21 protein-coding genes and 1 pseudogene are annotated in these 24,026 nt (G+C 63.9%); 13 read left to right on the forward strand and 9 right to left on the reverse strand.

What is annotated here, in order from left to right:
* Positions 1–15 precede the first annotated feature (15 nt).
* The 6 genes from NXT3_RS29575 (at position 16) to NXT3_RS29600 (ending at position 8,483) form a co-directional block, all read left to right on the forward strand.
* Positions 16–1,320, forward strand: coding sequence for a CmpA/NrtA family ABC transporter substrate-binding protein (locus tag NXT3_RS29575; RefSeq protein WP_104841229.1), 1,305 nt, complete (start codon positions 16–18; stop codon positions 1,318–1,320).
* Between the two features lie 357 nt (positions 1,321–1,677).
* Positions 1,678–1,872: a hypothetical protein gene (locus tag NXT3_RS29580; RefSeq protein WP_037416572.1), complete on the forward strand. Its 195-nt coding sequence runs from the start codon at positions 1,678–1,680 to the stop codon at positions 1,870–1,872.
* 7 nt (positions 1,873–1,879) lie between these two features.
* Positions 1,880–4,342: a nitrite reductase large subunit NirB gene (gene nirB / locus NXT3_RS29585; RefSeq protein WP_097524479.1), complete on the forward strand. Its 2,463-nt coding sequence runs from the start codon at positions 1,880–1,882 to the stop codon at positions 4,340–4,342.
* 10 nt (positions 4,343–4,352) lie between these two features.
* Positions 4,353–4,685: a nitrite reductase small subunit NirD gene (nirD, locus tag NXT3_RS29590; RefSeq protein ID WP_037416566.1), complete on the forward strand. Its 333-nt coding sequence runs from the start codon at positions 4,353–4,355 to the stop codon at positions 4,683–4,685.
* A gap of 2 nt (positions 4,686–4,687) precedes the next feature.
* The gene (locus tag NXT3_RS29595) at positions 4,688–7,345 is read left to right on the forward strand and encodes a nitrate reductase (RefSeq protein WP_097524478.1); all 2,658 of its coding nucleotides are present in this window, start codon (positions 4,688–4,690) and stop codon (positions 7,343–7,345) included.
* Positions 7,317–8,483 carry a siroheme synthase family protein gene (locus NXT3_RS29600; protein ID WP_104841230.1) on the forward strand — a complete coding sequence of 389 codons (1,167 nt, stop codon included), beginning with the start codon at positions 7,317–7,319 and terminating at the stop codon, positions 8,481–8,483. The genes NXT3_RS29595 and NXT3_RS29600 overlap by 29 nt, the downstream gene beginning before the upstream one ends.
* 8 nt (positions 8,484–8,491) lie before the next feature.
* Here NXT3_RS29600 and NXT3_RS29605 read toward each other — a convergent pair.
* The 3 genes and pseudogenes from NXT3_RS29605 to NXT3_RS33425 form a co-directional block, all read right to left on the reverse strand.
* A pseudogene (locus tag NXT3_RS29605) lies at positions 8,492–8,956 on the reverse strand (NUDIX domain-containing protein).
* A gap of 106 nt (positions 8,957–9,062) precedes the next feature.
* A complete protein-coding gene (locus NXT3_RS33420; protein ID WP_423827903.1) occupies positions 9,063–9,239 on the reverse strand; it encodes a hypothetical protein in 177 nt (58 codons plus the stop codon).
* Positions 9,240–9,303: 64 nt separating this feature from the next.
* Positions 9,304–9,516 (reverse strand): pyridoxamine 5'-phosphate oxidase family protein, encoded by a 213-nt coding sequence (locus NXT3_RS33425; protein WP_423827902.1) that lies wholly within the window; start codon positions 9,514–9,516, stop codon positions 9,304–9,306.
* A gap of 289 nt (positions 9,517–9,805) precedes the next feature.
* Here NXT3_RS33425 and NXT3_RS29615 point away from each other — a divergent pair, with 289 nt between their 5' ends.
* Entirely contained in the window at positions 9,806–10,195 is a 390-nt protein-coding gene (locus NXT3_RS29615; protein ID WP_037416553.1) for a hypothetical protein, read from the forward strand.
* A 25-nt stretch (positions 10,196–10,220) separates the two neighbouring features.
* Here NXT3_RS29615 and NXT3_RS29620 read toward each other — a convergent pair whose 3' ends face one another.
* The gene (locus tag NXT3_RS29620) at positions 10,221–10,994 is read right to left on the reverse strand and encodes a slipin family protein (RefSeq protein ID WP_104841231.1); all 774 of its coding nucleotides are present in this window, start codon (positions 10,992–10,994) and stop codon (positions 10,221–10,223) included.
* On the reverse strand, positions 10,994–12,376 hold the full coding sequence (locus NXT3_RS29625) for an NfeD family protein (protein ID WP_037416547.1): 1,383 nt from the start codon (positions 12,374–12,376) through the stop codon (positions 10,994–10,996). The genes NXT3_RS29620 and NXT3_RS29625 overlap by 1 nt, the downstream gene beginning before the upstream one ends.
* 303 nt (positions 12,377–12,679) lie before the next feature.
* Between NXT3_RS29625 and NXT3_RS29630 the strand changes: the two genes are divergently transcribed.
* From NXT3_RS29630 to NXT3_RS29655, 6 genes are all read left to right on the forward strand, one after another.
* Complete coding sequence (locus NXT3_RS29630; RefSeq protein ID WP_104841232.1) at positions 12,680–13,684, forward strand: LacI family DNA-binding transcriptional regulator; 1,005 nt, start codon at positions 12,680–12,682, stop codon at positions 13,682–13,684.
* A 43-nt stretch (positions 13,685–13,727) separates the two neighbouring features.
* Positions 13,728–15,020 (forward strand): ABC transporter substrate-binding protein, encoded by a 1,293-nt coding sequence (locus tag NXT3_RS29635; RefSeq protein WP_179864671.1) that lies wholly within the window; start codon positions 13,728–13,730, stop codon positions 15,018–15,020.
* An 89-nt stretch (positions 15,021–15,109) separates the two neighbouring features.
* Positions 15,110–16,066, forward strand: a complete 957-nt coding sequence (locus NXT3_RS29640; RefSeq protein ID WP_104841233.1) for a carbohydrate ABC transporter permease — start codon at positions 15,110–15,112, stop codon at positions 16,064–16,066.
* Positions 16,059–16,952 carry a carbohydrate ABC transporter permease gene (locus NXT3_RS29645; protein WP_104841234.1) on the forward strand — a complete coding sequence of 298 codons (894 nt, stop codon included), beginning with the start codon at positions 16,059–16,061 and terminating at the stop codon, positions 16,950–16,952. The genes NXT3_RS29640 and NXT3_RS29645 overlap by 8 nt, the downstream gene beginning before the upstream one ends.
* Before the next feature lie 3 nt (positions 16,953–16,955).
* Positions 16,956–18,680 (forward strand): glycoside hydrolase family protein, encoded by a 1,725-nt coding sequence (locus tag NXT3_RS29650; RefSeq protein ID WP_104841235.1) that lies wholly within the window; start codon positions 16,956–16,958, stop codon positions 18,678–18,680.
* A 25-nt stretch (positions 18,681–18,705) separates the two neighbouring features.
* The gene (locus NXT3_RS29655) at positions 18,706–19,752 is read left to right on the forward strand and encodes an ABC transporter ATP-binding protein (protein ID WP_097538733.1); all 1,047 of its coding nucleotides are present in this window, start codon (positions 18,706–18,708) and stop codon (positions 19,750–19,752) included.
* A gap of 52 nt (positions 19,753–19,804) precedes the next feature.
* On the opposite strand, the gene NXT3_RS29660 is transcribed toward NXT3_RS29655, so the two are convergent.
* From NXT3_RS29660 to NXT3_RS29675, 4 genes are read right to left on the reverse strand one after another with little or no spacing between them, the layout of a single operon-like run.
* The gene (locus NXT3_RS29660; RefSeq protein WP_104841236.1) at positions 19,805–20,566 is read right to left on the reverse strand and encodes an ABC transporter ATP-binding protein; all 762 of its coding nucleotides are present in this window, start codon (positions 20,564–20,566) and stop codon (positions 19,805–19,807) included.
* Entirely contained in the window at positions 20,560–21,630 is a 1,071-nt protein-coding gene (locus NXT3_RS29665) for a FecCD family ABC transporter permease (RefSeq protein WP_037416527.1), read from the reverse strand. Before NXT3_RS29665 ends, NXT3_RS29660 begins: the two co-directional genes overlap by 7 nt.
* A complete protein-coding gene (locus NXT3_RS29670; RefSeq protein WP_104841237.1) occupies positions 21,627–22,763 on the reverse strand; it encodes an ABC transporter substrate-binding protein in 1,137 nt (378 codons plus the stop codon). The genes NXT3_RS29665 and NXT3_RS29670 overlap by 4 nt, the downstream gene beginning before the upstream one ends.
* A 52-nt stretch (positions 22,764–22,815) precedes the next feature.
* The gene (locus tag NXT3_RS29675; RefSeq protein WP_037416522.1) at positions 22,816–23,949 is read right to left on the reverse strand and encodes an ABC transporter substrate-binding protein; all 1,134 of its coding nucleotides are present in this window, start codon (positions 23,947–23,949) and stop codon (positions 22,816–22,818) included.
* Positions 23,950–24,026: the final 77 nt, after the last annotated feature.

A 24,026-nucleotide genomic window follows, 5' to 3' on the forward strand; every position in this document is an offset into this window, starting at 1 on the left:
TCGGGAGAGACCGGAGTGAATGCATTGACGAATTTCGACGAGTCCAAGGCGAGCAAGCTCGCCGCCGGCGAGGCCCTGCCGGTTCCGTCCATCGTGGCAGCCGAAGGGCCGCGCACCGTGCGCGCCGGCTTCATTCCGCTCGTCGATGCGGCCGTGCTGATCGCCGCAGCCGAGTTCGGCTTCGCGCAAAAGCAAGGCATCACCCTCGATCTGGTGAAGGATGTCTCCTGGGCGAATATGCGCGACCGGCTGGCCTTTCGTCAGTTCGACGTCGCGCATATGCTCTCGCCCATGCCGGTCGCGGCGATGCTCGGACTCGGCTCCAACCCGTCGCCGACGACCACGCCCTTCTCGCTCGGGCGCGGCGGCAATGCGATCACCCTGTCGACGCGGCTCTATGCCGAGATGAGGAGGGAGGGCGAACTCGACACGAGCGACAACGCTCTGGCCAATGCGCAAGCCCTGGCGGCGGTGATCCGTCGCGACCGGGCCGCCGGTCGTCCGCCGCTGACGCTTGGCGTCACTTATCCGTTTTCCTCGCATAATTACGAGTTCCGCTATTGGCTTGCCGCAGGCGGCGTCGATCCGGACCGCGACGTCAAGCTCGTCGTCGTACCGCCGCCGATGACATCCGACGCGCTGGCGGCCGGGGCGATCGACGGCTTTTGCGTCGGCGCTCCCTGGAACATGGTGGCCTCGGAACGCGGCGTCGGCCGCATCGTTGCGACCAAGCAGGACATCTGGCCGTCGGCGCCGGAAAAGGTGATCGGCATGCGGCCCGACTGGGCCGAGGCCAATCCAGAGACCGTTTCGCGACTGCTCGTCGCGCTCGATGCCGCCGCCCGCTGGTGCGACGCGGCGGAGAACCGCGCGGCTCTTGCAGAGGTCCTTTCCGCGCAGCGCTACGTCGCCGCCTCCGTCGATATCCTGCGACGGGTGCTGGCCGGTCAATTCACCATCGATCCCGAAGGCAACCAGCGGGTGGTCGACGACTATTTCGTCTTCCACGCCGGCTCGGCCAATTTCCCCCGCCCGAGCCAGGCGCTCTGGACCTACAGCCAAATGGTCCGCTGGGGACAGGCGGCTTTGTCCCCCGAGGGGCTGGAGGCGAGCGTTTCCGCCTACCGGCCCGACCTCTACCGCCGCGCGCTCGGACAAGCGGCCCCGCCGGCGGAGACCGATATTGTCCTCGAAGGCGCAATGCCCGGCGACGGCTTCATGGATGGACACGTCTTCGACCCCAAGCGGATCGGGGAATATATCGAGAGCTTCCCAGTGAAGGCGGCGGGGCTTCCCCCCGCCTCGCTCGACGACGTCTGAGCGATAAGCTGCTCGTTTCAACGGCAGAGGCTTCCCTTGAATGCCGCATCGCACAAAAATTAATCACAACACACCGTGTTTATTTATTGGGCAGACCTGCCGCGTTAGAAATTCCATTGCGAATTCAATTAGATAAGCGAATAATCCGAAACTGGCACGACGTTTGCTTTTGTAAAATTGCTTTAGTCAACGGCGATTGAAAGCGAGCTCGGGCGCCGCCAGCGCCCGTCAAAGACACCGACGTCGCAAGGCTTTGCCTCCAAGGGGATTTCTTCCAGGTCCCGGAGCGCAAATGTCCAAGCGGCGTTTTTTTGTGCCGGTCCCGGACCGGCCGGCAAATTTTGAGGAAACGTGCACATGACCAGGACCTCGATGGGCGGGCCACTCCGCCGCAGTCCCCCGAAGACAGCCGCAACGGGCGCGTCAAACCGCGCCTATCTGCGGGACCGGGTTTTGGCCATCCATCCGATCCTCAATCGAACCCACCTGAACTGTCGCGAAGTCGTGCTCTCTCTCGCCGAGCGACGCCACTTCGTCGAAGCTGCGGAGTAATTACCCAATGGCTGAAAGCACCCTTGAAAAACTCGTCATCATCGGCAACGGCATGGCGCCGGGCCGGATGCTGGAAGAGCTCTTCGAAAAGGCGCCCGGGCGCTATCAAGTGACGATCTTCAACGCCGAGCCGCGTGTCAATTACGACCGCATCATGCTCTCGCCGGTACTGTCCGGCGAGAAGGACTACGAAGAGATCATCATCCATGGCGACGGATGGTACATCAAGCACGGCATCACACTTTACAAGGGTCACAAGATCGTCGCGATCGACCGTTCCGCCAAGACCGTGACGTCGGATCACGGCGTCACCGAAAGCTACGACAAGTTGGTGATCGCCACCGGTTCGGTGCCCTTCATCATTCCAGTACCGGGAAAAGACCTGCAAGGCGTCATCACCTATCGCGACCTCGATGACGTGCAGGCGATGCTGCTCGCCGCCCAGTCGCGCGAGAAGGCGGTGGTCATCGGCGGCGGTCTGCTCGGCCTCGAAGCGGCCGCCGGCCTCAAGGCCCGCGGTATGGAGGTCACCGTCCTCCACGTCATGCCGACGCTGATGGAACGCCAGCTCGATCCGGCCGCCGGCTATCTCTTGCAGAAGGCGGTCGAAGAGCGCGGCATCAAGGTCCTGACCAAGGCGAACACCAAGCGGATCATCGGCGAAACCAGGGTCGAGGGCATCGAGCTCGAGGACGGCCGGATCATTCCGGCAACGCTGGTCGTGATGGCCGTCGGCATCCGGCCGAATGCTGGCCTCGCCAAGGATGCGGGGCTTGCGGTCAACCGCGGCATCGTCGTCGACGCCGGTATGCAGACTTCCGACGGCGACATCATGGCGCTCGGCGAGTGCGCCGAAGTCGGTGGAATGGTTTACGGCCTCGTGGCGCCGCTCTATGAGATGGCGCGGGTTGCCGCCTCCCACCTCGCCGGGGACCGCAAGGCCGCCTTCGTCCACTCGGACACGCCGACCAAGCTCAAGGTGACCGGCATCAATCTCTATTCCGTCGGCGATTTCGCCGATGGCGATGGGCGCGAGGAGATCGTGCTTCGCGATGCCACCGCCGGCATCTACAAGCGGCTGGTGCTCAAGGAGAACCGCATCATCGGTTCGGTTCTCTATGGCGACACCGCGGACGGCGCCTGGTTCAACGACCTGTTGAAGCGCGGCACCGATATCACCGAAATGCGCGACACATTGATCTTCGGCCAGGCCTACCAGGGAGGAGCCCCTCTGGACCCTACGGCGGCCGTTGCAGCCTTGCCGGATGATGCGGAAATCTGCGGCTGCAACGGCGTGTGCAAGGGCAAGATCGTTTCGACGATCACCGGCAAGGGCCTGACCTCGCTCGACGAGGTTCGCGCCCACACCAAGGCATCCGCCTCCTGCGGCTCCTGCACCGGACTTGTCGAGCAGTTGATGTCGCTCACGCTTGGCGAGAGCTACAACCCGGCCGCCGTGCAGCCGATGTGCAACTGCACCGAGCTCGGCCATGACGACGTGCGCCGGCTGATCAAGGCGAAGGGGTTGAAGACCATTCCGGCCGTCATGCAGGAGCTCGAGTGGAAGACATCCTGCGGCTGCGCCAAATGTCGGCCGGCCCTCAACTACTACCTCGTCTGCGATTGGCCGGACGAATATGCCGACGACTACCAGTCGCGTTTCATCAATGAGCGCGTCCACGCTAATATCCAGAAGGACGGCACCTATTCGGTCGTGCCGCGCATGTGGGGCGGCGTCACCAGCTCCAACGAACTGCGCGCCATCGCCGATGTAGTCGACAAGTTCAATGTCCCGCTGGTCAAGGTCACCGGCGGCCAGCGCATCGACCTGCTGGGCATCGAGAAGGAGGACCTGCCGGCCGTCTGGGCCGATCTCGGCAAGGCGGGCTTCGTCTCCGGCCAGGCCTATGCCAAGGGCTTGCGCACGGTGAAGACCTGCGTCGGCTCGCAATGGTGTCGCTTCGGCACCCAGGATTCGACCGGCCTCGGGATCCGCATCGAAAAGTTCATGTGGGGCTCGTGGACACCGGCCAAGCTGAAGATGGCTGTCTCCGGCTGCCCGCGCAACTGCGCCGAGGCGACCTGCAAGGACATCGGAGTCATCTGCGTCGACTCCGGCTTCGAAATCCACTTTGCCGGTGCCGCCGGTCTCGACATCAAGGGCACCGAGGTTCTGGGGCTCGTCAAGACCGAAGACGAGGCGCTCGAGCATATCGTCGCGCTGACGCAGATGTACCGCGAACAGGCCCGTTACCTGGAGCGCATCTACAAGTGGGCAAAGCGCATCGGCCTCGACGAAATCCGCCGGCAGATCATGGACGATGCGGAGAAGCGCAAGGGCTACTACGACCGCTTTGTCTTCAGCCAGAAATTTGCACAGGTCGATCCCTGGTCGGAACGGGTCTCCGGCAAGGACAAGCACGAGTTCCGGCCGATGGCGACGGTCGGGTTCAACCAGGCAGCGGAATGAGGTGAGGACAATGAACTGGATAGCTATTGGCGACATCAGCGACATTCCGCTTCGCGGCGCCCGTTGCGTCAAGACGCCGATCGGCAAGATCGCTGTCTTCCGGACCGCCGAGAACGAGGTCTTTGCGATCGAGGATCACTGCCCCCACAAGGGCGGCCCGCTCAGCCAGGGCATCGTCCATGGCAACGCGGTCACCTGCCCGCTGCACAACTGGGTGATTTCGCTGGAGACCGGCAAGGCGCTCGGCGCCGACGAAGGCGCGGTGCGCACCATACCGGTCAGGAATGACAATGGCGCGCTCTCCATCGCGCTCGAGAACCTGGCACTGGCAGCGGCGGAGTAGGCATGGCGTGCGAGGTCAAGACCACCTGTCCCTATTGCGGCGTCGGCTGCGGCGTCATCGCCCGCGTGGGCGAGGACGGTGCGGTCAGCGTCAAGGGCGATCCCGAGCACCCGGCCAATTTCGGCCGGCTCTGCTCGAAGGGATTGGCGCTGGCCGAAACTCTCGATCTCGACGGTCGCCTGCTCCATCCGGAAGTCGGCGGCCGCCGGGCTGGCTGGGACGAAGCGCTTGACCTCGTCGCCGAACGGTTTTCCCAAAGCATCGCCGAACACGGGCCGGATTCGGTGGCCTTTTATGTCTCGGGGCAATTGCTGACCGAGGACTACTACCTCGCCAACAAGCTGATGAAGGGCTTCATCGGCTCGGCCAATATCGACACCAATTCGCGCCTCTGCATGTCCTCTTCGGTCGCCGGCCACCGGCGCGCCTTCGGCGCCGATACGGTACCGGGCACCTATGAAGACATCGAGCTTGCCGACCTCGTCATCCTGACGGGCTCCAACATGGCCTGGTGCCATCCGGTCCTCTACCAGCGCCTTTCGGCAGCGAAGGCCAACCGCCCGAAAATGAAGGTCGTGGTCATCGACCCGCGTCGGACGATGACGGCCGACATCGCCGACATGCATCTGGCGATCGCGCCCGACGGCGACACGGCGCTCTTCAACGGGCTGCTTGCGCATCTGGCAGAGAGCGGCGCCATCGATCGGGACTATGTGTCCGCCCACACGCAAGGCTTCGCCGAGGCCCTTCAGGCCGCGTCGGCACTCGATCTCCCTGCGCTGTCGGCGGCGACGGGCCTCACGCCCAAGCAGTTGCGCGACTTTTTCCGGCTGTTCGAAACGACGGAGAGGGTCGTCACCTGCTACAGCCAGGGCGTCAACCAGTCCTCCGCCGGGACCGACAAGGTGAACGCCATCCTCAACTGCCATCTGGCGACCGGCCGCATCGGCCGCCCTGGCATGGGCCCCTTCTCGCTGACCGGCCAGCCGAATGCGATGGGCGGCCGCGAAGTCGGCGGACTGGCGAACATGCTTGCTGCCCATTTGGATATCGACAAGGCGGTTGACCGCGATCTGGTGCGCCGCTTCTGGGGAGCGCCGAGCATCGCCGCGAAGCAGGGCCTCAAGGCGGTGGACATGTTCCGCGCCGTTGCCGATGGCAGGATCAAGGCGCTGTGGATCATGGCTACGAATCCGGTCGTTTCCATGCCCGACGCCGACGCCGTCGAGGCGGCGATCAAGGCCTGTCCCTTCGTCGTCGTCTCGGAGATGCAGCGGCAGACCGATACGGCCCGCCACGCCCAGGTCCTGCTCCCCTCGCTCGGCTGGGGCGAGAAGGACGGCACGGTGACCAATTCCGAGCGGCGCATCTCGCGCCAGCGCGCCTTTCTTCCGGTACCGGGCGAAGCGCGGGCCGACTGGTGGCAACTCGCCGAGGTCGCGCGGCGGATGGGCTTTGACGAGGCCTTCAGCCATTCGTCGCAATCCGAGATCTTCGCCGAGCACGCCGCACTTTCCGGCTTCGAAAACGATGGGCGCCGCGATTTCGACATCAGCGCCCACGCGGCGATCGACCGGGCGACCTATGACGAGCTCAGGCCCTTCCAATGGCCGCAGCCGAAAGGAAGCGCGCCTCAGGTCAAGCGCTTCTTCGCCAAGGGCGGCTTCTATCATCCGGATGGCCGCGCCCGCTTCATCGCCGTTCAGGCGCCGCAGGCGCGCCGCGCCAACGAGGCCTTCCCTTCGACCCTCAACACCGGCCGGGTGCGCGACCACTGGCACACGATGACCCGTACCGGCAAGAGCGCCCGGCTATCGAGCCATCTCGCCGAGCCCTTCGTGGAAATTCATCCGCGCGACGCGCAGAAGGCCGGCGTCTCCGTCGCCGACCTCGTCATGCTCGAAAGCCGGCATGGCACGGCGATCGTGCGGGCGCTCGTCACCGAACGGCAGGCCGAAGGCAATCTCTTCGTGCCGATGCACTGGAACGATCAGTTCGCCTCGAAGGCGCGGATCGACGCTCTGGTCCCGCCGGTCACCGACCCGGTCTCGGGCCAACCTGCCTCGAAGAACGTCGCTGTTCGGGCGAAGCGTTTCGCCGCAAAAGCCTACGGCTTCGCCGTTTCGGCCGAAAAGCCTGAGCAGTTCGACGCGGCCTACTGGGCGATCGCCAAGGCCGAGGGCGGATGGCGCATGGAACTCGCCTTCACCGGCGCGGACGGCGATTGGATAGGCTGGTGCCGGCAGGCCTTCTCCATTCCCGCCGATATCGACCCGATCGGCTATACGGACCGGACCTCGGGAGAACTCCGCCTTGCCTTCTTCGACGGCGACAGGCTGCTTGCCGCGCTCTTCCTCTCGCCCCGGCCGGTTGCGGTGGCGCGAAACTGGGCGGTTTCGCAGCTTGGCGTTTCGCACGCCAATCTCAGCAAGCGCTTCGCCATGGCCGCCGGCCGCCCCGGTGCCGACAAGCCCGACCCGGGCGCAACCGTCTGTTCCTGCTTCAGCGTCGGCGTCAACCAGATCACCGCCGCGATCCGCGGAGGCTGTCACAGCGTCGAAGCCATTGGCGAGAAGACCAGCGCCGGAACCAATTGCGGTTCCTGCCGCTCCGAAATCAGGGGGATCATCAATGCATGCCTTGCCGCCGCTGCCGAGTGATCGCGCCTCGAAGCCGCAGCGTGTCGCGGCACTGGCGACGCTGCCGCTCTTCTGGACGCTGAAAGGCAAGCGTGTCGTCGTCGCCGGCGGCAGCGACGGCGCCGCCTGGAAGACCGAACTGCTTGCCGCCTGCGGCGCCGAGGTGCACGTCTACGCATCGCATGCGGACCTCGGCGACGGCTTCCACGACCTGCTCGGCCGCGGCGCCGCCGATCGGGACGGCTCCTTCGTGCACCATGATCAGACCTGGCATGACGGGATCTTCGGCGATGCCGCGCTGGCGATCGGCGACTGTGAAGACGACGAGGAGGCCGAAGCCTTCTTCAATGCGGCCCGTGCCGCCGGTGTGCCCGTCAACGTCATTGACAAGCCGCAATTCTGCCAGTTCCAGTTCGGGTCGATCGTCAATCGATCGCCCGTTGTCGTGGCAATCTCGACCGACGGAGCAGCGCCGATCCTGGCGCAGGCGATCCGCCGCCGTATCGAGACGCTGCTGCCGCCGGCGATGAAGCGTTGGGCCGGCGTGGCCCAGGCGATCCGCGAACGGGTGAATGCCCGCCTGCAGCCGGGCGCTCAGCGCCGCACGTTCTGGGAGCGCTTTGTCGATCGGGCTTTCATCGAAACACCGGAGGAGGGTGTGGAGACGCGGCTGATGGCGGAGGTGGATCGTTTGGCGACGCCCCGCCGCGCCGTTGGCCGCGTCACCATCGTCGGCGCCGGACCGGGCGACGCGGAGCTCTTGACGCTGAAGGCGGTCCGCGCCCTGCAGGCCGCCGACGTCATCCTCTACGACGAACGGATCTCCAACGACGTGCTGGAACTCGCTCGGCGCGAGGCCAGGCGCATCCTTGTCAACCAGCGAAGCCGGGATACGGGCGCCGGAGATGGAAGCAACGCGATTGCCGCTCTCGCGAGAGCCGGAAAACGCGTCGTGCAGCTCCAGGCGGGCGATCCGGCAAGCGATGCCGAAACGCGGGAGGCGGCCGCATGGCTCGGCCAACGCGGCATCCCGGTAGAGATCGTCCCCGGCGTCGCCGATCGCCGTCGCGGCGCCTGGGAGAACGGCGATGCGCAGGCGCTCGTCGTCGCGGGCATGGCCGAGCAGGCGCACGAGCGGCTCCGGGTCGCCGGCCATTAGATGGCATGCTAGCGGCGGTTATGGCGGTCTTCCAAACGATCGATGAATGCCGTTTGAGCGGCGTTTATCTTTGCCCGCGCCTCCTCGAGCGTGAACCATTCCGCCCGATCAACTTCGGGGAAGGATTGCATGCGCCCGCTTCCAGGCGGCCACTCTATCTCGAACAGGTTGCTGCGAATGCTGGCGATGTCGAACTCGCTTTCGCCCGCGAAGGCGGTGATCAGCTTGCCGCTTTTCAGGCGCGCCTCGCCGAGCGGCTCCAACGGCCCCGTGACGGCGATGCCGGTCTCCTCGAGGAACTCGCGGCGCGCCGCCGCTTCCGGCTCTTCGCCCCCCTAGTATTCGCCTTTCGGGATCGACCAGGCCCCGAGATCCCGGTTGCTCCAGAAGGGGCCGCCGGGATGAACGAGCAGGACGAGAAGCGCACCGGCTTCGTATCTGTAGAGCAGGATGCCTGCGCTTTTCTTCGGCATGTGCGATCCTCCGATCGATAGTCCGGCGCCCGTTCGGCCTCAGCGGCCGGGGCAGGATACATCGTAGCGGCGGCTTCGGACGAATGTCCGTCGCGCGCACAGAGTTTCAGCCCCGGTCATCTGCCGCGGCGGCACGTCCGGTCATCTCGTCGATGCCGATGCAATAGAAGAGATGCGGCGAAGCGCCGAGCATCTTCTGCGGCGTCGGCTTCAATCCTCCGGGTTCCCACCAGTTGACGTGCTTCTCCAGAAGAGACCAGGCGTGCATGCGTTCGCGTGCCATTGTGGCGTTTCCGGAAGCTACCGATACTGGCCATAGAGGAGCACGCTCTTCCAGCCCTGCGCGCCTATAAACACGTCGATCTGCAGACATGCGGATTGACGCGCATCCACTCGATCTTCCGGCCCGGCATGGAGAAGCTGTAGAGGCGCCGGCCGGCATAGGCATAATGGATCGGAACGACATAGGGCCGGTCGTCCTTTGAACAGGCGAGCCTGGCGAGCCGCCCCGACGTCACGACAGCGATGCACTCCGCTTCACTCATTTCCCTGATGAACATGATGTGAGTCACTTCATCAAGCGATCTAAATGCTTTAGTCTATGGCCGAAGCGCAGACCCGCCTTGACCGGCGTCAAGACGGATGGGTGCCGCGGCGGCGGCCCTGCGCTTCCAAATTGATGCGGATCAACGAATGTGGGGACTGGCCGCCCTAGCTTGGTAGCCAAAGGAGACCGCCAATCCGGGTCGTAGAGGGCGCCGTCACGTCTTCCACGACGCCGATGGTCCTGCTCAATGAGTTTTGTGTGCCGCTGATACAGCGAGATGCTGCAGAAGAGGAGGCTCTGCGATGTCGAAGACAATATCCGACCCTCTTGCATCAGAGACATGGCCACGATGGCCGGTAGGCCCTGAAGGTCGATCGCTGATGCTTTCGATGGCCCGTTTCCAGGCGGACTTCTTGCAGACCGCCTTGCGGGGTCAGATCGAGGCGCTCACCTTCATGCAGAGCCGCAGCGAGCAGCATCTGCAGCTCTGGGAGGAGCTGCTCGCGTCGGACTACGCGCGCGACGGCTTCGATCTCTACTGCGCCTTCTGGCGCAACGCCTTTCAGGACTATTCCGACGAGACGGAGCGGTTCACCCGAATGGGGGCAGAGCTCGCCACCCAGGCGGCAAAGCGCGTCAGCGAGGAGCAGGAAGAACTGACCGAGAAAGTGGCGCGGCAGATGGTGATGTGACGCGCCGGGGGCCTCGCCGGCGCTGCTATTCCGAGGAGCGTCCGGTCTTGGCCGAGAGGATTTCGGCGATTTCCATCGGGAACGGGAAGATGATCGTCGAGTTCTTCTCGCCGGCAATGACATTGAGCGTGCTGAGATAGCGAAGCTGCATGGCCTGCGGCTGGCGGGCGAGGATCTGCGCCGCTTCGAGCAGTTTCGCCGCCGCCTGCTGCTCGCCCTCGGCATTGATGACTTTGGCGCGCCGCTCGCGTTCGGCTTCCGCCTGGCGGGCGATTGCGCGGATCATCGATTCATTGATGTCAACATGTTTGATCTCGACGGTCGCGACCTTGATGCCCCAGGCATCGGTCTGCACGTCGAGAATCTTCTGGATATCGTCGTTCAGCCGGTCGCGCTCCGCCAGCATCTCGTCGAGATCATGCTTGCCGAGCACCGACCGCAAGGTCGTCTGGGCGAGCTGGCTCGTCGCCGCCATGAAATCCTCGACCTGGATCGTCGATTTCTCCGCATCAATCACGCGGAAATAAATGACCGCGCTGACGCGGACTGAGACGTTGTCGTGCGAGATGACGTCCTGGCTCGGCACGTCGAGCACGCGCGTGCGGAGGTCGACGCGCACCATCTGCTGCACGTAAGGAAGGAGCAGGATGAGGCCCGGTCCCTTGACGCCAGTGAAGCGGCCGAGCGTGAAGACGACGCCGCGTTCGTATTCCCGGAGGATCCGGATCGCGTAGGCAATGACGATCAGCAGGGCAAACAGCGCCGCGGCGAGCGGGACGAGACTTCCTATGAAGGGCATCAAACTCCTCCTCTTCTGGCTTCCTTTGCCCGGCGCTCGACTTCGAGCGTCAAGCCGTCCCGGCCGACGACCATCACGTCCTCGCCGGGGCCTAGCGGATCGCTGCTCACCGCTCGCCAACGCTCCCCATGGGCGATGACGTAACCGTTGGCGCCTGCCCAGCTATCGACCTTGCCAAAAATACCGATCATCTGCTCGGCTCCGGTGGCGACCTTGTGCCGGCGGGACACGAAGGCGAGGCGGGCGACAATGAGGCTGAAGGCGAGGCTCGCGATCGCCACGCCGCCGAGAACCGGCCAAGACACCTGCAGCCCCGGCACGTCGGTATCGAAGAGGATGGCGGCACCGAGCACGATGGCAACGCCACCGCCGAGCCCGAGCACGCCGAAGGACGGCGCGTGCGCTTCGGCCACCAGCAATGCCACGCCGAGGATGATCAGTCCGATACCGGCATAGCTGACCGGCAGCACGGCGAGAGCATAGAGACCGAGCAGAAGGCAGATGCCGCCGACCGTGCCGGGCAGCACGGTGCCGGGCGACAGAAACTCGAAAATCAAGCCGTAGATGCCGACGAGCATCAGCAGCAGCGCGACATTCGGATCGGTGATCACCGAAAGGAGCCGCGTGCGCCAGTCGGGAAGCACGTCTTCAATTGAGAGCCCAATCGTATCGAGCCGGCTATCGGCCTGGCCGATGCGAACCGTTCGGCCATGGGCCTGCTTCAGCAGGTCCTCGACGGTGGCGGCTGTGAAATCGACGACCTTCTCCCGGACCGCCGCCGCCGAAGAGAGGCTTGCGGCCTCGCGCACGGCCTTTTCCGCCCAATCGACATTGCGATTGCGTAGCTCGGCAAGCCCGCGAATATAAGCCACCGCATCGTTGATCAGCTTTGCCTCGCCGGCGCTTGCCGGGCGTTTCGGAGCGTCGGTCTTGCCTTCCTCGGCAGGCTTGTCCTTGTCGCTTTCCTCGTCGCCGCCGAACAGCCCTCCGCCGATGGCGATCGGTGTCGCGGCGCCGAGATTGGTCCCCGGCGCCATCGCCGCCACGTGGCTCGCGTAAAGGATATAGGTCCCGGCGCTCGCCGCCCTGGCGCCACTCGGCGCAACGAAGCTGGCGACGGCTACGGGCGAATCGAGGATGGCCCGGATGATGGCGCGCATCGAGGTGTCGAGGCCGCCGGGCGTATCCATCTGCAAAACCACCAGTGACACGCCCCGATCCTTCCCACGCTGGAGTCCTCGGATCAAATATTCCGCGGTCGCCGGACTGATCGCGCCGTTGACGTGCAGCACCAATGCGACGCGCTCGGCCGCGGACACCGGTGGGACGGGAGAAGCGAAGGCCGACAAGATGAACAGAACAAGGGTGAGGATTCGGGACATCCGCCGTCAAGCCTCTGGTCGCGCTACGGGCCGAGCGGGAGTATGGATCGGACGCTATCCTACCCGCTCTCTACCTTTCGTCGAAATTCATGGTTTCTAATATAGGTTAGAACGGCAAAAAGCGTAAGGGATCTAGTCTCGATGCTCTGCCGCGAAAGTTGTATCGAGATGAAGCCGCATAGATTTTTGCACCTGCCGGGAAACGCATGAGAAGAGGCGGCGACGAGGCAGTCAAGGTCTGTGATTGACTCCGTCCGTTTGATGATGGTATTACGTGAGTAATCGTTAACCCAAGGAACCACCGTGACGATTTCGTTGAGCGACATAGCCGAGCGTGCAGGCGTTTCCGTCAAGACCGTATCGGGTGCTCTTCATGGTGGCTCGGCCCGGATGTCGGAAGAGACGCGGCAGCGGATCAAGGAGATCGCCGAGGAACTCGGCTATGTCACCAATCTCGCCGCACGCAGCATGCGGCAGGGCTGGATGCCGCTGATCGGCGTCGTCGCCGACGAGTTGATCACCTCGCCTTTCGCGACCGAAATCATCCGCGGGCTCGACGGTGCGGCTCGGGCCTCAGAGATGGCCGTCTTCGCGATGACGCTCAGCGGTAGTCGCGACGTTGCTTCGGTGGTGGAGGAAGTCCGCCGCTTCCGCCCGCGGGCGATCGCCTATGCCGCGATGTACCACAAGACCGTCACGCTGCCGGAGGAGTTTGCCGGCACCGTCGGGGTGATGATCAACTGTCGTGAGGCGAGCGACCGCGTCACGTCTCTCGTGCCGGACGAGGTCGGCGCGGCGCATGAGATCACCAGCTACCTGATCGACGCAGGGCGGCGCAACATCGCCTTCATCAACCTGCCGGGCCTGCTCGCCGGCGACCTGCGCGAGATCGGCTTTCGCCAGGCGATGACGGAGGCCGGTCTCGATGGCGCCGGCGCAAGGCTGTTGCCGGCGGTGCGGCGCGCCACCTACAGCGACCGGGCGCCGAGCCTCGTCCACTCCCACGTCACCGAACTGATGCGCGGGCCAGACCGCCCGGATGCAATCCTCTGCGGCAACGACCGGGTTGCGATGGAGGTCTATGCCGCCCTGCGCCGGGTCCGCGCCGAGATCCCGGACGACGTCGCCGTCGCCAGCTTCGACAACCAGGTCGATATCGCCTCGCGCCTCGATCCGCCTTTGACGACCATGGCCCTGCCCCATCGCACGATGGGCCGCATGGCAGCCAACATTCTGCTGACCAATGATGCGGTGCCGGGAGAAGTGCGAAAGTTGCCGTTCCAATTGGTGGAGCGGCTATCCGTATGAATTTACTTGCAGCGTAAAAACCCGTTGAGGAGGAGTGACTATGATGGGTAATCGTTTACTTTCACTATTGGAGGCATCGGCGGCCCTGGGTCTGCTGATGGGCCAGGCCGAAGCCAATACCGTCATCCAGGTGATGCACCAGGGCGATCCCGGCTGGGTCTCGACCTATGGCGACGTCGCCAAGCGTTTCGAGGCGGCCAATCCGGACGTCGACATCGAGCTGATCTATGCGCCGCACGACGCCTATAACGAGAAGTTCAGCGCCGCCGTCATGTCCAAGCAGTTGCCGGACGTCATGGAACTCGACGCTCCCTTCCTCGCCAACTACGTCTGGTCCGGCTACCTGCAGCCGATAAAACCTCTGATCGAGCAGGATATCCTCGACGACATGACCGAGTCCAACGTCGCGCAGGGCACCTATCCGATCGACAAGGAGCTTTACGCCGTAGGCCTCACCGACTCCTCCGTCGTCCTCTATGGCAACAGAAAATACCTTGAGGCGATCGGCGCCCGCATTCCGAAGGGCGTGGATGACGCCTGGACGCGGGAGGAATTCGAAGGCTATCTCGACAAGCTCTCGAAAGTCGAGGGCGTCAAATGGCCGATCGACACGTTCCGAGGCTATGGCATCAAGACCGAATGGATCACCTATGCCTATGGTCCGATCCTGCAATCCGCCGGCTGCGACCTGATCGACCGCAAGAGCTGGAAAGCGGTCGGAACGCTCGACAGCGATCCGTGCGTCGATGCGCTGACGATGATGCAGAGATGGGTGAATAAGGGCTGGGTCGTGCCGCAATCCTCCGGCACCAACCAGTTCTTCGCCGAGGGGCATCCGGCCGCGCTGGCGTTCGGCGGCCACTGGATCTATGCGGAAGCCGCCGCCTCGATGAAGGACGACATCGTCGTCATGCCGCTGCCGAAGTTCGGGCCGAAAGGCGCGAGCCCGAACGGCACCTGGATCTGGGGCATCACCACCGCCTCCGAGCATCCCGATATTGCCGGCAAGTTCGTGAGCTTCATGCTGAAGGACAAGCAATATCGCGACTATGCCAGGGAGGATTCCGCCTATCCGGGGCTGAAGAGCTTTGCCGCCGATTCTCCCTTGTATAGCACCGGCGGCCCGATGGCCGTCGCCTTCGAGCAGGCATCGAAGACCGCGATCGCACGGCCGCCGCATCCGGCCTATCCGGCGATCACCTCGGCCTTCATGGGAGCCGTCGACGAGATCTTCAACGGCGGCGACGTCAAGGCCGCGCTCAGCGCAGCGGCAGAGAAGATCGACGAGGACATCGAAGAGAACGACGGCTACCCGCCCTTCGACGAACAGCAGTAACGCTGACGGGCGACCGCGCGCCCAATTCGCGAGGTCGCCCAATCGGTCGCAGAGGCGATCGACTCACGCGATTGAATGAGGAGGAGATCATGACCTTGCAGCAACCGGCGCTGACCGCGACGGCAGCCCTGGCGCGCCCTGCCCAACGCAAAGACAAGGGACGCAGGGATCGGGGCCGCCTGTTCCAGGAAATCGGCATGCTTGCGCCGGCGGTGGTGCTCTTGGCCATCTTCCTGATCGTGCCGTTCCTCCTGTCGTTCTGGACGGCGATGACCAACCAGCCGCTGGTGCCGCGTCCGACACCTGTCCGCTTCATCGGCCTCACCAACTTCCTGAGGATCTTGAAGGACGACCTGTTCTGGACCTCGCTCTGGAACGTCTCGCGCTTCACCTTCTGGATTCTGCCGGTGCAATGCGGGCTCGCCTTCGCGACCGCCCTGCTGCTGCATCAGAAGCTGCCCTTCCGCAACTTCTTCCGCGGGCTGTTCTTCCTGCCCGCCATCACCTCGATGGTCGTTGTCTGCGTCATCTGGGGAACACTGTTCCAATACCCGACCGGGCCGCTCAACCAGGTGATCGGGTTCCTCTCCGGTGGCAGTATCCAGCCGATCGACTGGCTCGGCGACCCCAACTGGGCGATGTTCTCGATCGTGCTGCTCTCGGCCTGGCAGGCCTACGGCTTCCAGATGATCGTCTATCTTGCCGGCCTGCAGGGCATACCGGACGAGCTCTATGATGCCGCCCGCATCGACGGCGCCAATGCCTTCCAGCGCTTCTGGCACGTGACCATGCCGGGTCTGAGACCGACGCATGTCTTCGTGCTGGTGATCACCACCATCCAGGCCTTCAAGCTCTATACTCAGGTCGCGGTCCTGACCCAGGGCGGACCGAAAAGCAGCACCGAAACCGTGGTGCATTACATGGTGCGAACCGGCTTCGAGGAGCAGAAGCTCGGGCTTGCCTCGGCCGTGTCGGTCATTCTGTTCCTCATCGTTCTCGTTATCGCGCTGCTGCAGCGCCAGCTTCTGAGGCGTTTCGATGTCTGATCTCGTCCTTTCCACAACACCGTTGGAGGTAGAGCGTGAGCGCTCCGCTGTCGGTACGCTGCGCCTCGTGCAGACCGCCTGCATCCTCGTCATCGCGCTCGTCATCATCTCGCCGCTGTTCATGCTGCTGGTGGCGAGCCTCAAGGATGATCGCTTCCAGATCCTCGCCGATATGGGCAGTTTCCGTGCCTTCTGGGTGTCGAACCCGACGCTGTCGAACTTCGCGGAGGTCGGCAACCTCTCGGGCGAGCTCGCCTACGGCCGCTACCTCCTGAATTCGCTGATCATTCTCGCATGCACCGTAGGCGCGGGCCTGATCGTCAATTCCATGGCTGGCTTCGTGCTTGCCTGGGGATCGCTGCGCGGGCGGGCCTTGATGCTGTCGGTCGTCATCGCCCTCTATGTCATCCCGCAGGAAAGCATCATCATGCCGCTCGTCATCATGGTGTCGCGCGCCGGCATGACCGACACCTTCACGGTGCAGATCGTGCCCTGGGTCGCCAGTCCGCTCTACATTTTCCTGTTCTACCAGTTCTTCGCCCAGCTTCCGAAGGAGCTCTTCGAGGCCGCTGAGATGGACGGTGCTTCCGTCTTCCGCATCTATCGCTCGATCTTCCTGCCGCTGAGCCTGCCGGCGCTCGCCACCGTCTCGATCCTCATGGGGATCGAGGCCTGGAACCAGTATCTCTGGCCGATCCTGGTAACGCAGACCGACTACGCGCGGCCGATCGCCGTCGCCATCGCCACCTTCTTCGGCCAGGACAGCATCTACTGGGATCGTGCCATGGCAGCCTCGGTCCTGATGATGATCCCGATCCTCGCCCTCTATCTCGCCTTCCAGCGCTGGTTCGTAAGTTCCTTCGTTGGCTCCGCCGTGAAAGGTTGATCAATGACAAGCCATGCAAACCCTTCCTCGCTTCTCGACGGCAGCCTCAAGACGCTGAGCGCCGTCCTTCCCGCCGGCACGACAATCCATGCCTGGCTGAAGGCCGTCGATGCGGGAACGCCGGCTGAGCTTAGAGCCGACCAGGAAGGACGCGACGCCGGTCGTCTGATGGCTCGCAACAGCGAGGAATTCGAGTTCCAATCGCTGGTGATCGAGAGCGGCGGCGAAACGACATTGACCTATGACGCGACGACGACCACCCTGTCCGTCGTCTATGCCTTTTCGGAAAAGGAGGTGCTCGAAACCGGCATCCGCATCCTCTTCACCGGCAAGGCCAATGCGGCACCCGCCGTTCCCGGCAGCTACCATTTCCGCCCGCCCTTCGGCTGGATGAATGATCCGAACGGCTTCGGCCGCTTCGGCGACAAGGTCCATCTCTTCTACCAGCACTATCCGCACAGCCTGCGCTGGAACACGATGCACTGGGGCCATGCGATCTCCGACGACTATCTCCGCTGGAGGCATCTCCCGGTATTCCTGCTGCCCGCGGCGGAGCTTTCCGCAAGCGCCGACGGCCGCGGCGGCGCTTTCTCCGGCTCGGCAATCCCGCTCGCCGGAGAAGAGGAGGAGGGCATCCGAGTATTCTTCACCGAACAGGTCAAGGACCGCGCGCCGGAAGAGCAGATCCAGTTGACAGCTGTCACCCGCGACCAGATTGCCGCCGGACCCGCCGAGGTCCTTCTTCCCGAGCGTCCGGCAGGCCTCGATCTGACACTCGATTTCCGCGATCCCTATGTGATCAAGGGTCCGGACGACCGCTGGAAGATGCTCATCGGCAGCCGTGACCACGCCGGCGGTGTCATCCTGCTCTACGAGACCGTCGATCCAGCGGCGGCTGGCGGCTGGACCTTCGTTGGCATCCTGCACCGCGAGGACCGTTTTGGCATGACGGCGGCCGAATGCCCGTGCATCGTTCCGGTCGACGGGCCGGCTGACGATCCGCAGACCCGCTGGGCGCTGATTTTTGGCCTCTTGACAAGCCGCGACCCGGCGACCGGCCGCCGCAACATCACGATCGCGACCGTCGGTCGCTTCGACGGCCGGAGCTTCACCAGGGAATTCGAGCAGGAACTCGACTTCGGCACCGACGCCTATGCCTTTCAGGCATTTGTCGACCAGTCTGGGCCAGTCGGCATCGCGTGGCTGGCGAATTGGACGGAGATTTCGAAGAAGGCCGATTTTCCGACCGCCATGACGCTGCCACGCCGCGTGCTGATCACAGACGGCGCTCTGTCGACACCGCCTGTCGACGCCGTCGACAGCCTGCGAAAACACCTGATCGACGAGGCCCGGCTATGGTCCGGCGAAACGGTCACGCTCGGCAACGGCGCCGTCGAGATCGTCATCGACCTTGCGGCCCCAGGCGCGGCCTTCGATCTCGAATTCGACCATCCTGAAGTCGAACTCGGCCTAAGGCTCGACCAAAAGGGCCTGAGCATCCTCTATGACGTTCCGGACGGCAAATGGCTGCCGCGCTACATTGCGACCGGCGCGCGTCCCTCGACACTTCGGATCTTCCTGGACAAGGGATCGATCGAGGTCTTTGCCGACAACGGCCGCTGGACCGGGACGAAGCGCCTGTCTGGCTTCGCGGGCGTCCGCTCGGCACGCCTCGCCGCACCGGACGGCAATGTCACTGCCGCACTGATCTGGCAGCTTGAGCTCTGAAAGAACAGGAAGGGAGGAATCAACGATGGCATCCGTCACGATCGAACAGGTTCGCAAGCAATACGGCGCCGTGCCGGTAATCCACGGCGTCTCCATGGACATCGAGGATGGCGAGTTCGTCACCCTCGTCGGCCCCTCCGGCTGCGGCAAGTCGACCCTTCTGCGCATGCTCGCCGGGCTGGAGGACATCAGCGGGGGCGAAATTCGCATCGGCGGGCGGGTCGTCAATGACGTCGCGCCGAAGGAGCGGGATATCGCCATGGTGTTCCAAAGCTACGCGCTCTATCCGCACATGACGGTCGCGGAGAACATGGGCTTCGCGTTGAAGCTCAAGGGTGAAGGCAAGGCGGCGATCGAAAAGCGCGTGCGCGAAGCGGCCGACATCCTGGCGCTCGGGCCGTTGCTCGACCGTCTGCCGAAACAGCTTTCCGGCGGCCAGCGCCAGCGCGTCGCCATGGGACGGGCGATCGTCCGCCACCCGCGGGTCTTCCTGTTCGACGAACCGCTGTCGAATCTCGACGCCAAGCTGCGCGTCACCATGCGCGCCGAAATCAAGGACCTGCACCAGCGCCTGAAGACGACGACCGTCTACGTCACCCACGACCAGATCGAAGCGATGACCATGGCGGACCGGATCGTCGTCATGCGCGGCGGCAATGTCGAGCAGATCGGCAAACCGCTCGAGCTTTACGACCGTCCGGCCAACACCTTCGTCGCGGCCTTCATCGGCTCGCCGGCAATGAACCTCTTTGAGGGCTCGGTCGCGAATGGAGAGTTCGTCACGCGCAACGGCGCTTCGCTGCCGATGCCGGCTCGCTATCAGGGCGCAGCGGCGGCCATCTACGGCATCCGGCCGGAACATCTCGCCCTCGCCGAGAACGGCGTGCCGGCGACGGTGGTCGTCGTGGAGCCTACCGGCTCCGAAACGCATGTGCTCGTCAAGCTCGGCTCTGCGGAAGCCAACCTGGTCCTCAGGGACCGGATCGATCTTGAGCCCGGCCAACAAGTGCATGTCGCCCCGGACCTCGCCAAGCTGCATCTGTTTTCCGCGCAGGGAACGCGCGTCAACTGAGGCATCCGCCTCGACATCCATGAGTCGCGCCGTGTCGGCGCGACCACACCATTCAACGGAGGGGAATGGAATCGTCGACGATGATCACGGGGCGTCCCTGCGAACAGGATTCGACCCGGGCTTCGACTCGGTAGACGGATTTCAGCATCTCGGCGGTGATCACCTGGTGCGTCGGCCCGCTCGCCGCCACCGAGCCGCCGCTGATCACAATCGTGTCGTCGCAATAGCGAAGCGCGTGGTTCAGATCGTGCAGCGCAATCAACACCGCCATGCCCGACTGCTCGGCGAGCCGCTTCATGAAGCCGAGCACTTCGATCTGGCGGAAGAGGTCGAGCGCCGAAGTCGGCTCGTCCATAAGCAGAACCTCCGGCTTGCGCACCAGCGCCTGGGCGATCGAGACGAGCTGCCGCTGGCCACCGGAGAGTTCGCCGAGACCGCGAAACGCGAGGTCGTCGATCCTGAGTGCCGCAAGCACCCGATCGATTTCAGCGAGCTCGCCGTCCTTCACCTTCCAGCCCGAGCCCTGCTTGGCCGAAAGCAGGACGGATTCGTACACCGTCAGCACCGCATTGGCCCCGGTGTCCTGCGGCATGTAACAGATTGTCTCCGGCCCTTTTTCCGTGTCGGTGAGGTGGACGAGACCGGGACCGGCGGCGAGCCCTGCAATGCGCTTGAAGAGCGTCGACTTGCCGGCGGCGTTCGGACCGATGACCGCGGTCAGGCCCCCGCCTCTGAGCGTGCCGGTGTCGATGCCGGACAGCACGGTGCGCCGACCATAGGTGGCGCCGACCGCGTCTAACCTCAAGGCTACCATGCTCGTCTCCTGTTGGTGAAAATCAGCACGAAGAAGAACGGCACGCCGACCAGCGCCGTGATGATGCCGATCGGCAGCACCGCGCCCGGAATGATCATCTTGCTGACGACGGACGTGACGGACAGCAACAGCGCACCGCAAAGCACGGACGCCGGCAGGAAGAAGCGCTGGTCCTCGCCGACCAGCATGCGGGCGATGTGCGGCCCGACGAGGCCGACGAAACCGATCGTGCCGACGAAGGAAACGGGGATCGCCGCGAGCAGGCTGACGATCAGCATCGTCTCTAGCCTGAGGCGCCGGACGTTGATACCGAAGCTCGCGGCCTTGTCGTCGCCGAGCCGAAGCGCCGTCAACGCCCAGGCATGGCGGGCAAAGAGCGGCACGGCGAAAACCAGCACCGCGGCGGTGATCCAGACCTTCGGCCAGGTCGCCTTGGTCAGGCTCCCCATGGTCCAGAAGACGACGGCCGCGAGCGCCTGTTCGGAGGCGAGGTATTCGAGCAGCGACAGCGCCGCGTTGAAGGTGAAGACGAGCGCAATGCCGAGGAGCACAACCGTCTCGACGGTGACCCCCCGCATCGTCGAGGCGAAATGGATGAACAGCGCCGCCAGCATCGCCATCAGGAAGGCGTTGAGCGGAACCATGTACTGGACCGCGACGGGAAACACCGCGACGCCGGCAACGAGCCCCAGCGCGGCGCCGAAGCCGGCCGCCGCCGAAATGCCGAGCGTGAAGGGGCTTGCCAGCGGATTTGCGAGGATCGTCTGCATCTGGGCGCCGGCGACCGACAGCGAAGCGCCGACAGTCACCGCCATCAGCGCGATCGGCATGCGGATGTCCCAGATCACCACGCGCAGCTGGTCGGTCACCGTATCGGAGCTGAACAGCGCCGTCAGCACGTCGGAAAGCGGATAGTTCGCCGGTCCGAGCGCCATGTCGACCGCGACCGAAAGGAACAAGGCGGCGATCAGGGCGGAAAGAATCAGGAGCCGGCGCGCGACAAGGGCGCGGTAGCGACCGCGCCCCTCGAGGCCGGAGATTTCGTCGGCGATCGCGACCATCATTCACCCCCGTCCGAAAGCGAGACAAAATAGCCGGGCCGGTAGGCGATCGGCAGGAACTTTTTATGAAATTCGCGGAAGGTCCGGTCCGGATCGATATCGGCGAAAAGTTCGGGATGAAACCATTTGGCGAATTGCTGGATCGGCACGAACTCATAGGGCGCGCCGTAGAACTGGTGCCAGACGGCATGCACCCTGCCCGCCTTGACGGCGTCGAGCGTGGCAAAGGCCGGCCTTTCCACCAGCCCTTTCAGCCGCTTTTGCGCCGCTTGCAGATCGGCGCCGCGGCCGACGCTGACGAACTGGTTGACGTCGGATTCGGCCGTCCAGTTGCTGCCGGTGACGATCACATGGTCCGGATTGGCAACGACGAGTTGCTCGGGATTGAGGTCGCCGAAGGTCGCCGTGATCACGTCGGAGCCGATATTGTGGCCGCCGGCCTTTTCCACCATCTCGCCGAAATTTGCCGGCCCGAAGGTGCGGCAGCAGGCCGTGTCGCCGGTGATCCCGGGCGAACGTTCGATGAAGACTTTCGGGCGCGCAATCGCGCCGGCCCCGGCGAGGCGGTCGGTGACGACGTCGATCTGGGCGCGTCGATAGTCGATGAACTCCTTTGCCGGCGCCTCGGCGCCGAAAATCTGGCCGAGGATTTCGACCGATCTTTCGCTGTTCTTCGCCGGATCGACGCGGAAATCGAGGTAGACGACGGCGATGCCGGCAGCGGCAGCCTTGTCGATGAAGCCCGACTCCTCGACTGCCTCCTGCGCTTCAAGGTTCAGCGTCAGCACGTCCGGCTTCAGCGCGATTGCCGCCTCCAGGCTGAAGTCGCCGCTCGGGATATAGCCGAAGCGCGGCAGCTTATCGATCGCCGGAAAGCGTTCACGGTAACCCTCATAGGAATCCGGATCCTTCATGATCAGATCGTCGCGCCAGCCGACGATCGTGTCGAAGACATGCTCGCCCCTGAGCGCCGCCGCGATGTGGATCTGCCGCGCCTCGCCGAGCAGGATCCGCTTGGCCGGAAGCTCGATACCGACCTTGCGGCCGGTGACATCGGTGATTTCCGCCGCAACGGCCGGCGCCGCGGCAATAACGGCGGCGGCAAGTGCCAGGACGATAGTTTTCAGAACCCGCATGTTCAGTACCTCGCAAAAGCGATCGGAGGGCTTGTGCCCTCCGATCCGGATTTTACTGGCCGACATTCAGCGACACGAAGTAGCCGCTCTTGTAGGGAAGCGGCAGGAAGCGCTCGTGCAGTTCCTTGAACGTCGCGTCCGGGTCGAGGTCCTTGAAGAGGTCCGGATGCAGCCACTTGGCGATCTGCTGGATGGCGACGAACTGGTACGGGTTGTTGTAGAACTGGTGCCAAATGGCGTGGACATTGCCTTCCTTCACTGCCTTCACGCCGGTGAAGGCCGGGCGCTTCGTCAGGTTTTCGAGCTTGCGGAAGGCTTCCTTCTCATCGGCGCCATAGCCGACGCCGACCCAGTTTCCGCCCGGCACGTAACCTTCCCAGTTGCCGCCGGTGATGATGATCTGGTCCGGGTTCGAGGCGATGATCTGCTCCGGATTGACCGTCCCGAACGTCCCCGGGATGATCTCCTTCGCCATGTTGATGCCGCCGGCGAACTCGACCATCTTGCCGAAATTCTCGTCGCCGAAGGACATGCAGCAATCGTCTGAATAACCGCCGGCGCGCTCCATGAAGACGAGGGGCTTCTTCGGATCGGCCTTAGCCAGCACGTCCGTCACCTTGGCGATGCTGTCGGCGCGGAACTTGATGAATTCCTCGGCCTTTTCTTCCTTGCCGAACAGCTTGCCGATCAGGCGCATGCTCGGCTCTGTGTTTTCCATCGGCTTTTCGCGGAAGTCGACATAGACGAGCGGAATGCCGACCTTCTCGAGCTTCTCGATATAGCCCGCCTCTTCCGTCGCCGTCTTCGCGTCGACATTCATCAGCATGACGTCGGGCTTCAGCGCCACCGCCTGCTCGATGTCGAAGGTGCCGTCCTTCATGCCGCCGAAGGCCGGCAGCTTGGCGATGTTGGGATATTTGGCGAGGTAGGCGCCATAGGTCTCGGGGTCGGCCTTGGTCAGGTCGTCGCGCCAGCCGACAACGCGCTTGAAGGGCTCGTCCTTGTCCAGGGCGCCGACGAAATAGATCTGCCGACCTTCGCCGAGGATTACGTGCTGGACTGGCACATTGACTTCGACCTCGCGGCCCGTGATGTCCTTCACCTTGACCGTGTCAGCGAGTGCGGCGCTCGAAAAAAGCACGCAAAGACCCGCGGCGGCGGAAGCCACCCTGTTGAAAACCTTCATTGATCCCTGCTCCTTTAAAAAACGCTGCCTTCTAATGTTTCATGACTTTACCAGTCAACATTTATCTTTTAGAACGC

Origin of the sequence: Sinorhizobium fredii (genome assembly GCF_002944405.1) — a bacterium.
Taxonomy (GTDB): Bacteria; Pseudomonadota; Alphaproteobacteria; order Rhizobiales; family Rhizobiaceae; genus Sinorhizobium; species Sinorhizobium fredii_C.

What these genes read in the sequence shown, in the direction of transcription:
- nirD (WP_037416566.1), top strand. Translation starts at nt 4,353, where the DNA reads ATGAACTGGATAGCTATTGGCGACATCAGCGACATTCCGCTTCGCGGC.
- NXT3_RS33420 (WP_423827903.1), bottom strand. Translation starts at nt 9,239, where the DNA reads ATGGCACGCGAACGCATGCACGCCTGGTCTCTTCTGGAGAAGCACGTC.
- NXT3_RS29655 (WP_097538733.1), top strand. Translation starts at nt 18,706, where the DNA reads ATGGCATCCGTCACGATCGAACAGGTTCGCAAGCAATACGGCGCCGTG.
- NXT3_RS29635 (WP_179864671.1), top strand. Translation starts at nt 13,728, where the DNA reads ATGGGTAATCGTTTACTTTCACTATTGGAGGCATCGGCGGCCCTGGGT.
- NXT3_RS29620 (WP_104841231.1), bottom strand. Translation starts at nt 10,994, where the DNA reads ATGCCCTTCATAGGAAGTCTCGTCCCGCTCGCCGCGGCGCTGTTTGCC.
- NXT3_RS29660 (WP_104841236.1), bottom strand. Translation starts at nt 20,566, where the DNA reads ATGGTAGCCTTGAGGTTAGACGCGGTCGGCGCCACCTATGGTCGGCGC.
- NXT3_RS29580 (WP_037416572.1), top strand. Translation starts at nt 1,678, where the DNA reads ATGACCAGGACCTCGATGGGCGGGCCACTCCGCCGCAGTCCCCCGAAG.
- NXT3_RS29665 (WP_037416527.1), bottom strand. Translation starts at nt 21,630, where the DNA reads ATGATGGTCGCGATCGCCGACGAAATCTCCGGCCTCGAGGGGCGCGGT.
- NXT3_RS29615 (WP_037416553.1), top strand. Translation starts at nt 9,806, where the DNA reads ATGTCGAAGACAATATCCGACCCTCTTGCATCAGAGACATGGCCACGA.
- NXT3_RS29675 (WP_037416522.1), bottom strand. Translation starts at nt 23,949, where the DNA reads ATGAAGGTTTTCAACAGGGTGGCTTCCGCCGCCGCGGGTCTTTGCGTG.
- NXT3_RS29645 (WP_104841234.1), top strand. Translation starts at nt 16,059, where the DNA reads ATGTCTGATCTCGTCCTTTCCACAACACCGTTGGAGGTAGAGCGTGAG.
- nirB (WP_097524479.1), top strand. Translation starts at nt 1,880, where the DNA reads ATGGCTGAAAGCACCCTTGAAAAACTCGTCATCATCGGCAACGGCATG.
- NXT3_RS29640 (WP_104841233.1), top strand. Translation starts at nt 15,110, where the DNA reads ATGACCTTGCAGCAACCGGCGCTGACCGCGACGGCAGCCCTGGCGCGC.
- NXT3_RS29625 (WP_037416547.1), bottom strand. Translation starts at nt 12,376, where the DNA reads ATGTCCCGAATCCTCACCCTTGTTCTGTTCATCTTGTCGGCCTTCGCT.
- NXT3_RS29650 (WP_104841235.1), top strand. Translation starts at nt 16,956, where the DNA reads ATGACAAGCCATGCAAACCCTTCCTCGCTTCTCGACGGCAGCCTCAAG.
- NXT3_RS29600 (WP_104841230.1), top strand. Translation starts at nt 7,317, where the DNA reads ATGCATGCCTTGCCGCCGCTGCCGAGTGATCGCGCCTCGAAGCCGCAG.
- NXT3_RS33425 (WP_423827902.1), bottom strand. Translation starts at nt 9,516, where the DNA reads ATGTTCATCAGGGAAATGAGTGAAGCGGAGTGCATCGCTGTCGTGACG.
- NXT3_RS29670 (WP_104841237.1), bottom strand. Translation starts at nt 22,763, where the DNA reads ATGCGGGTTCTGAAAACTATCGTCCTGGCACTTGCCGCCGCCGTTATT.
- NXT3_RS29595 (WP_097524478.1), top strand. Translation starts at nt 4,688, where the DNA reads ATGGCGTGCGAGGTCAAGACCACCTGTCCCTATTGCGGCGTCGGCTGC.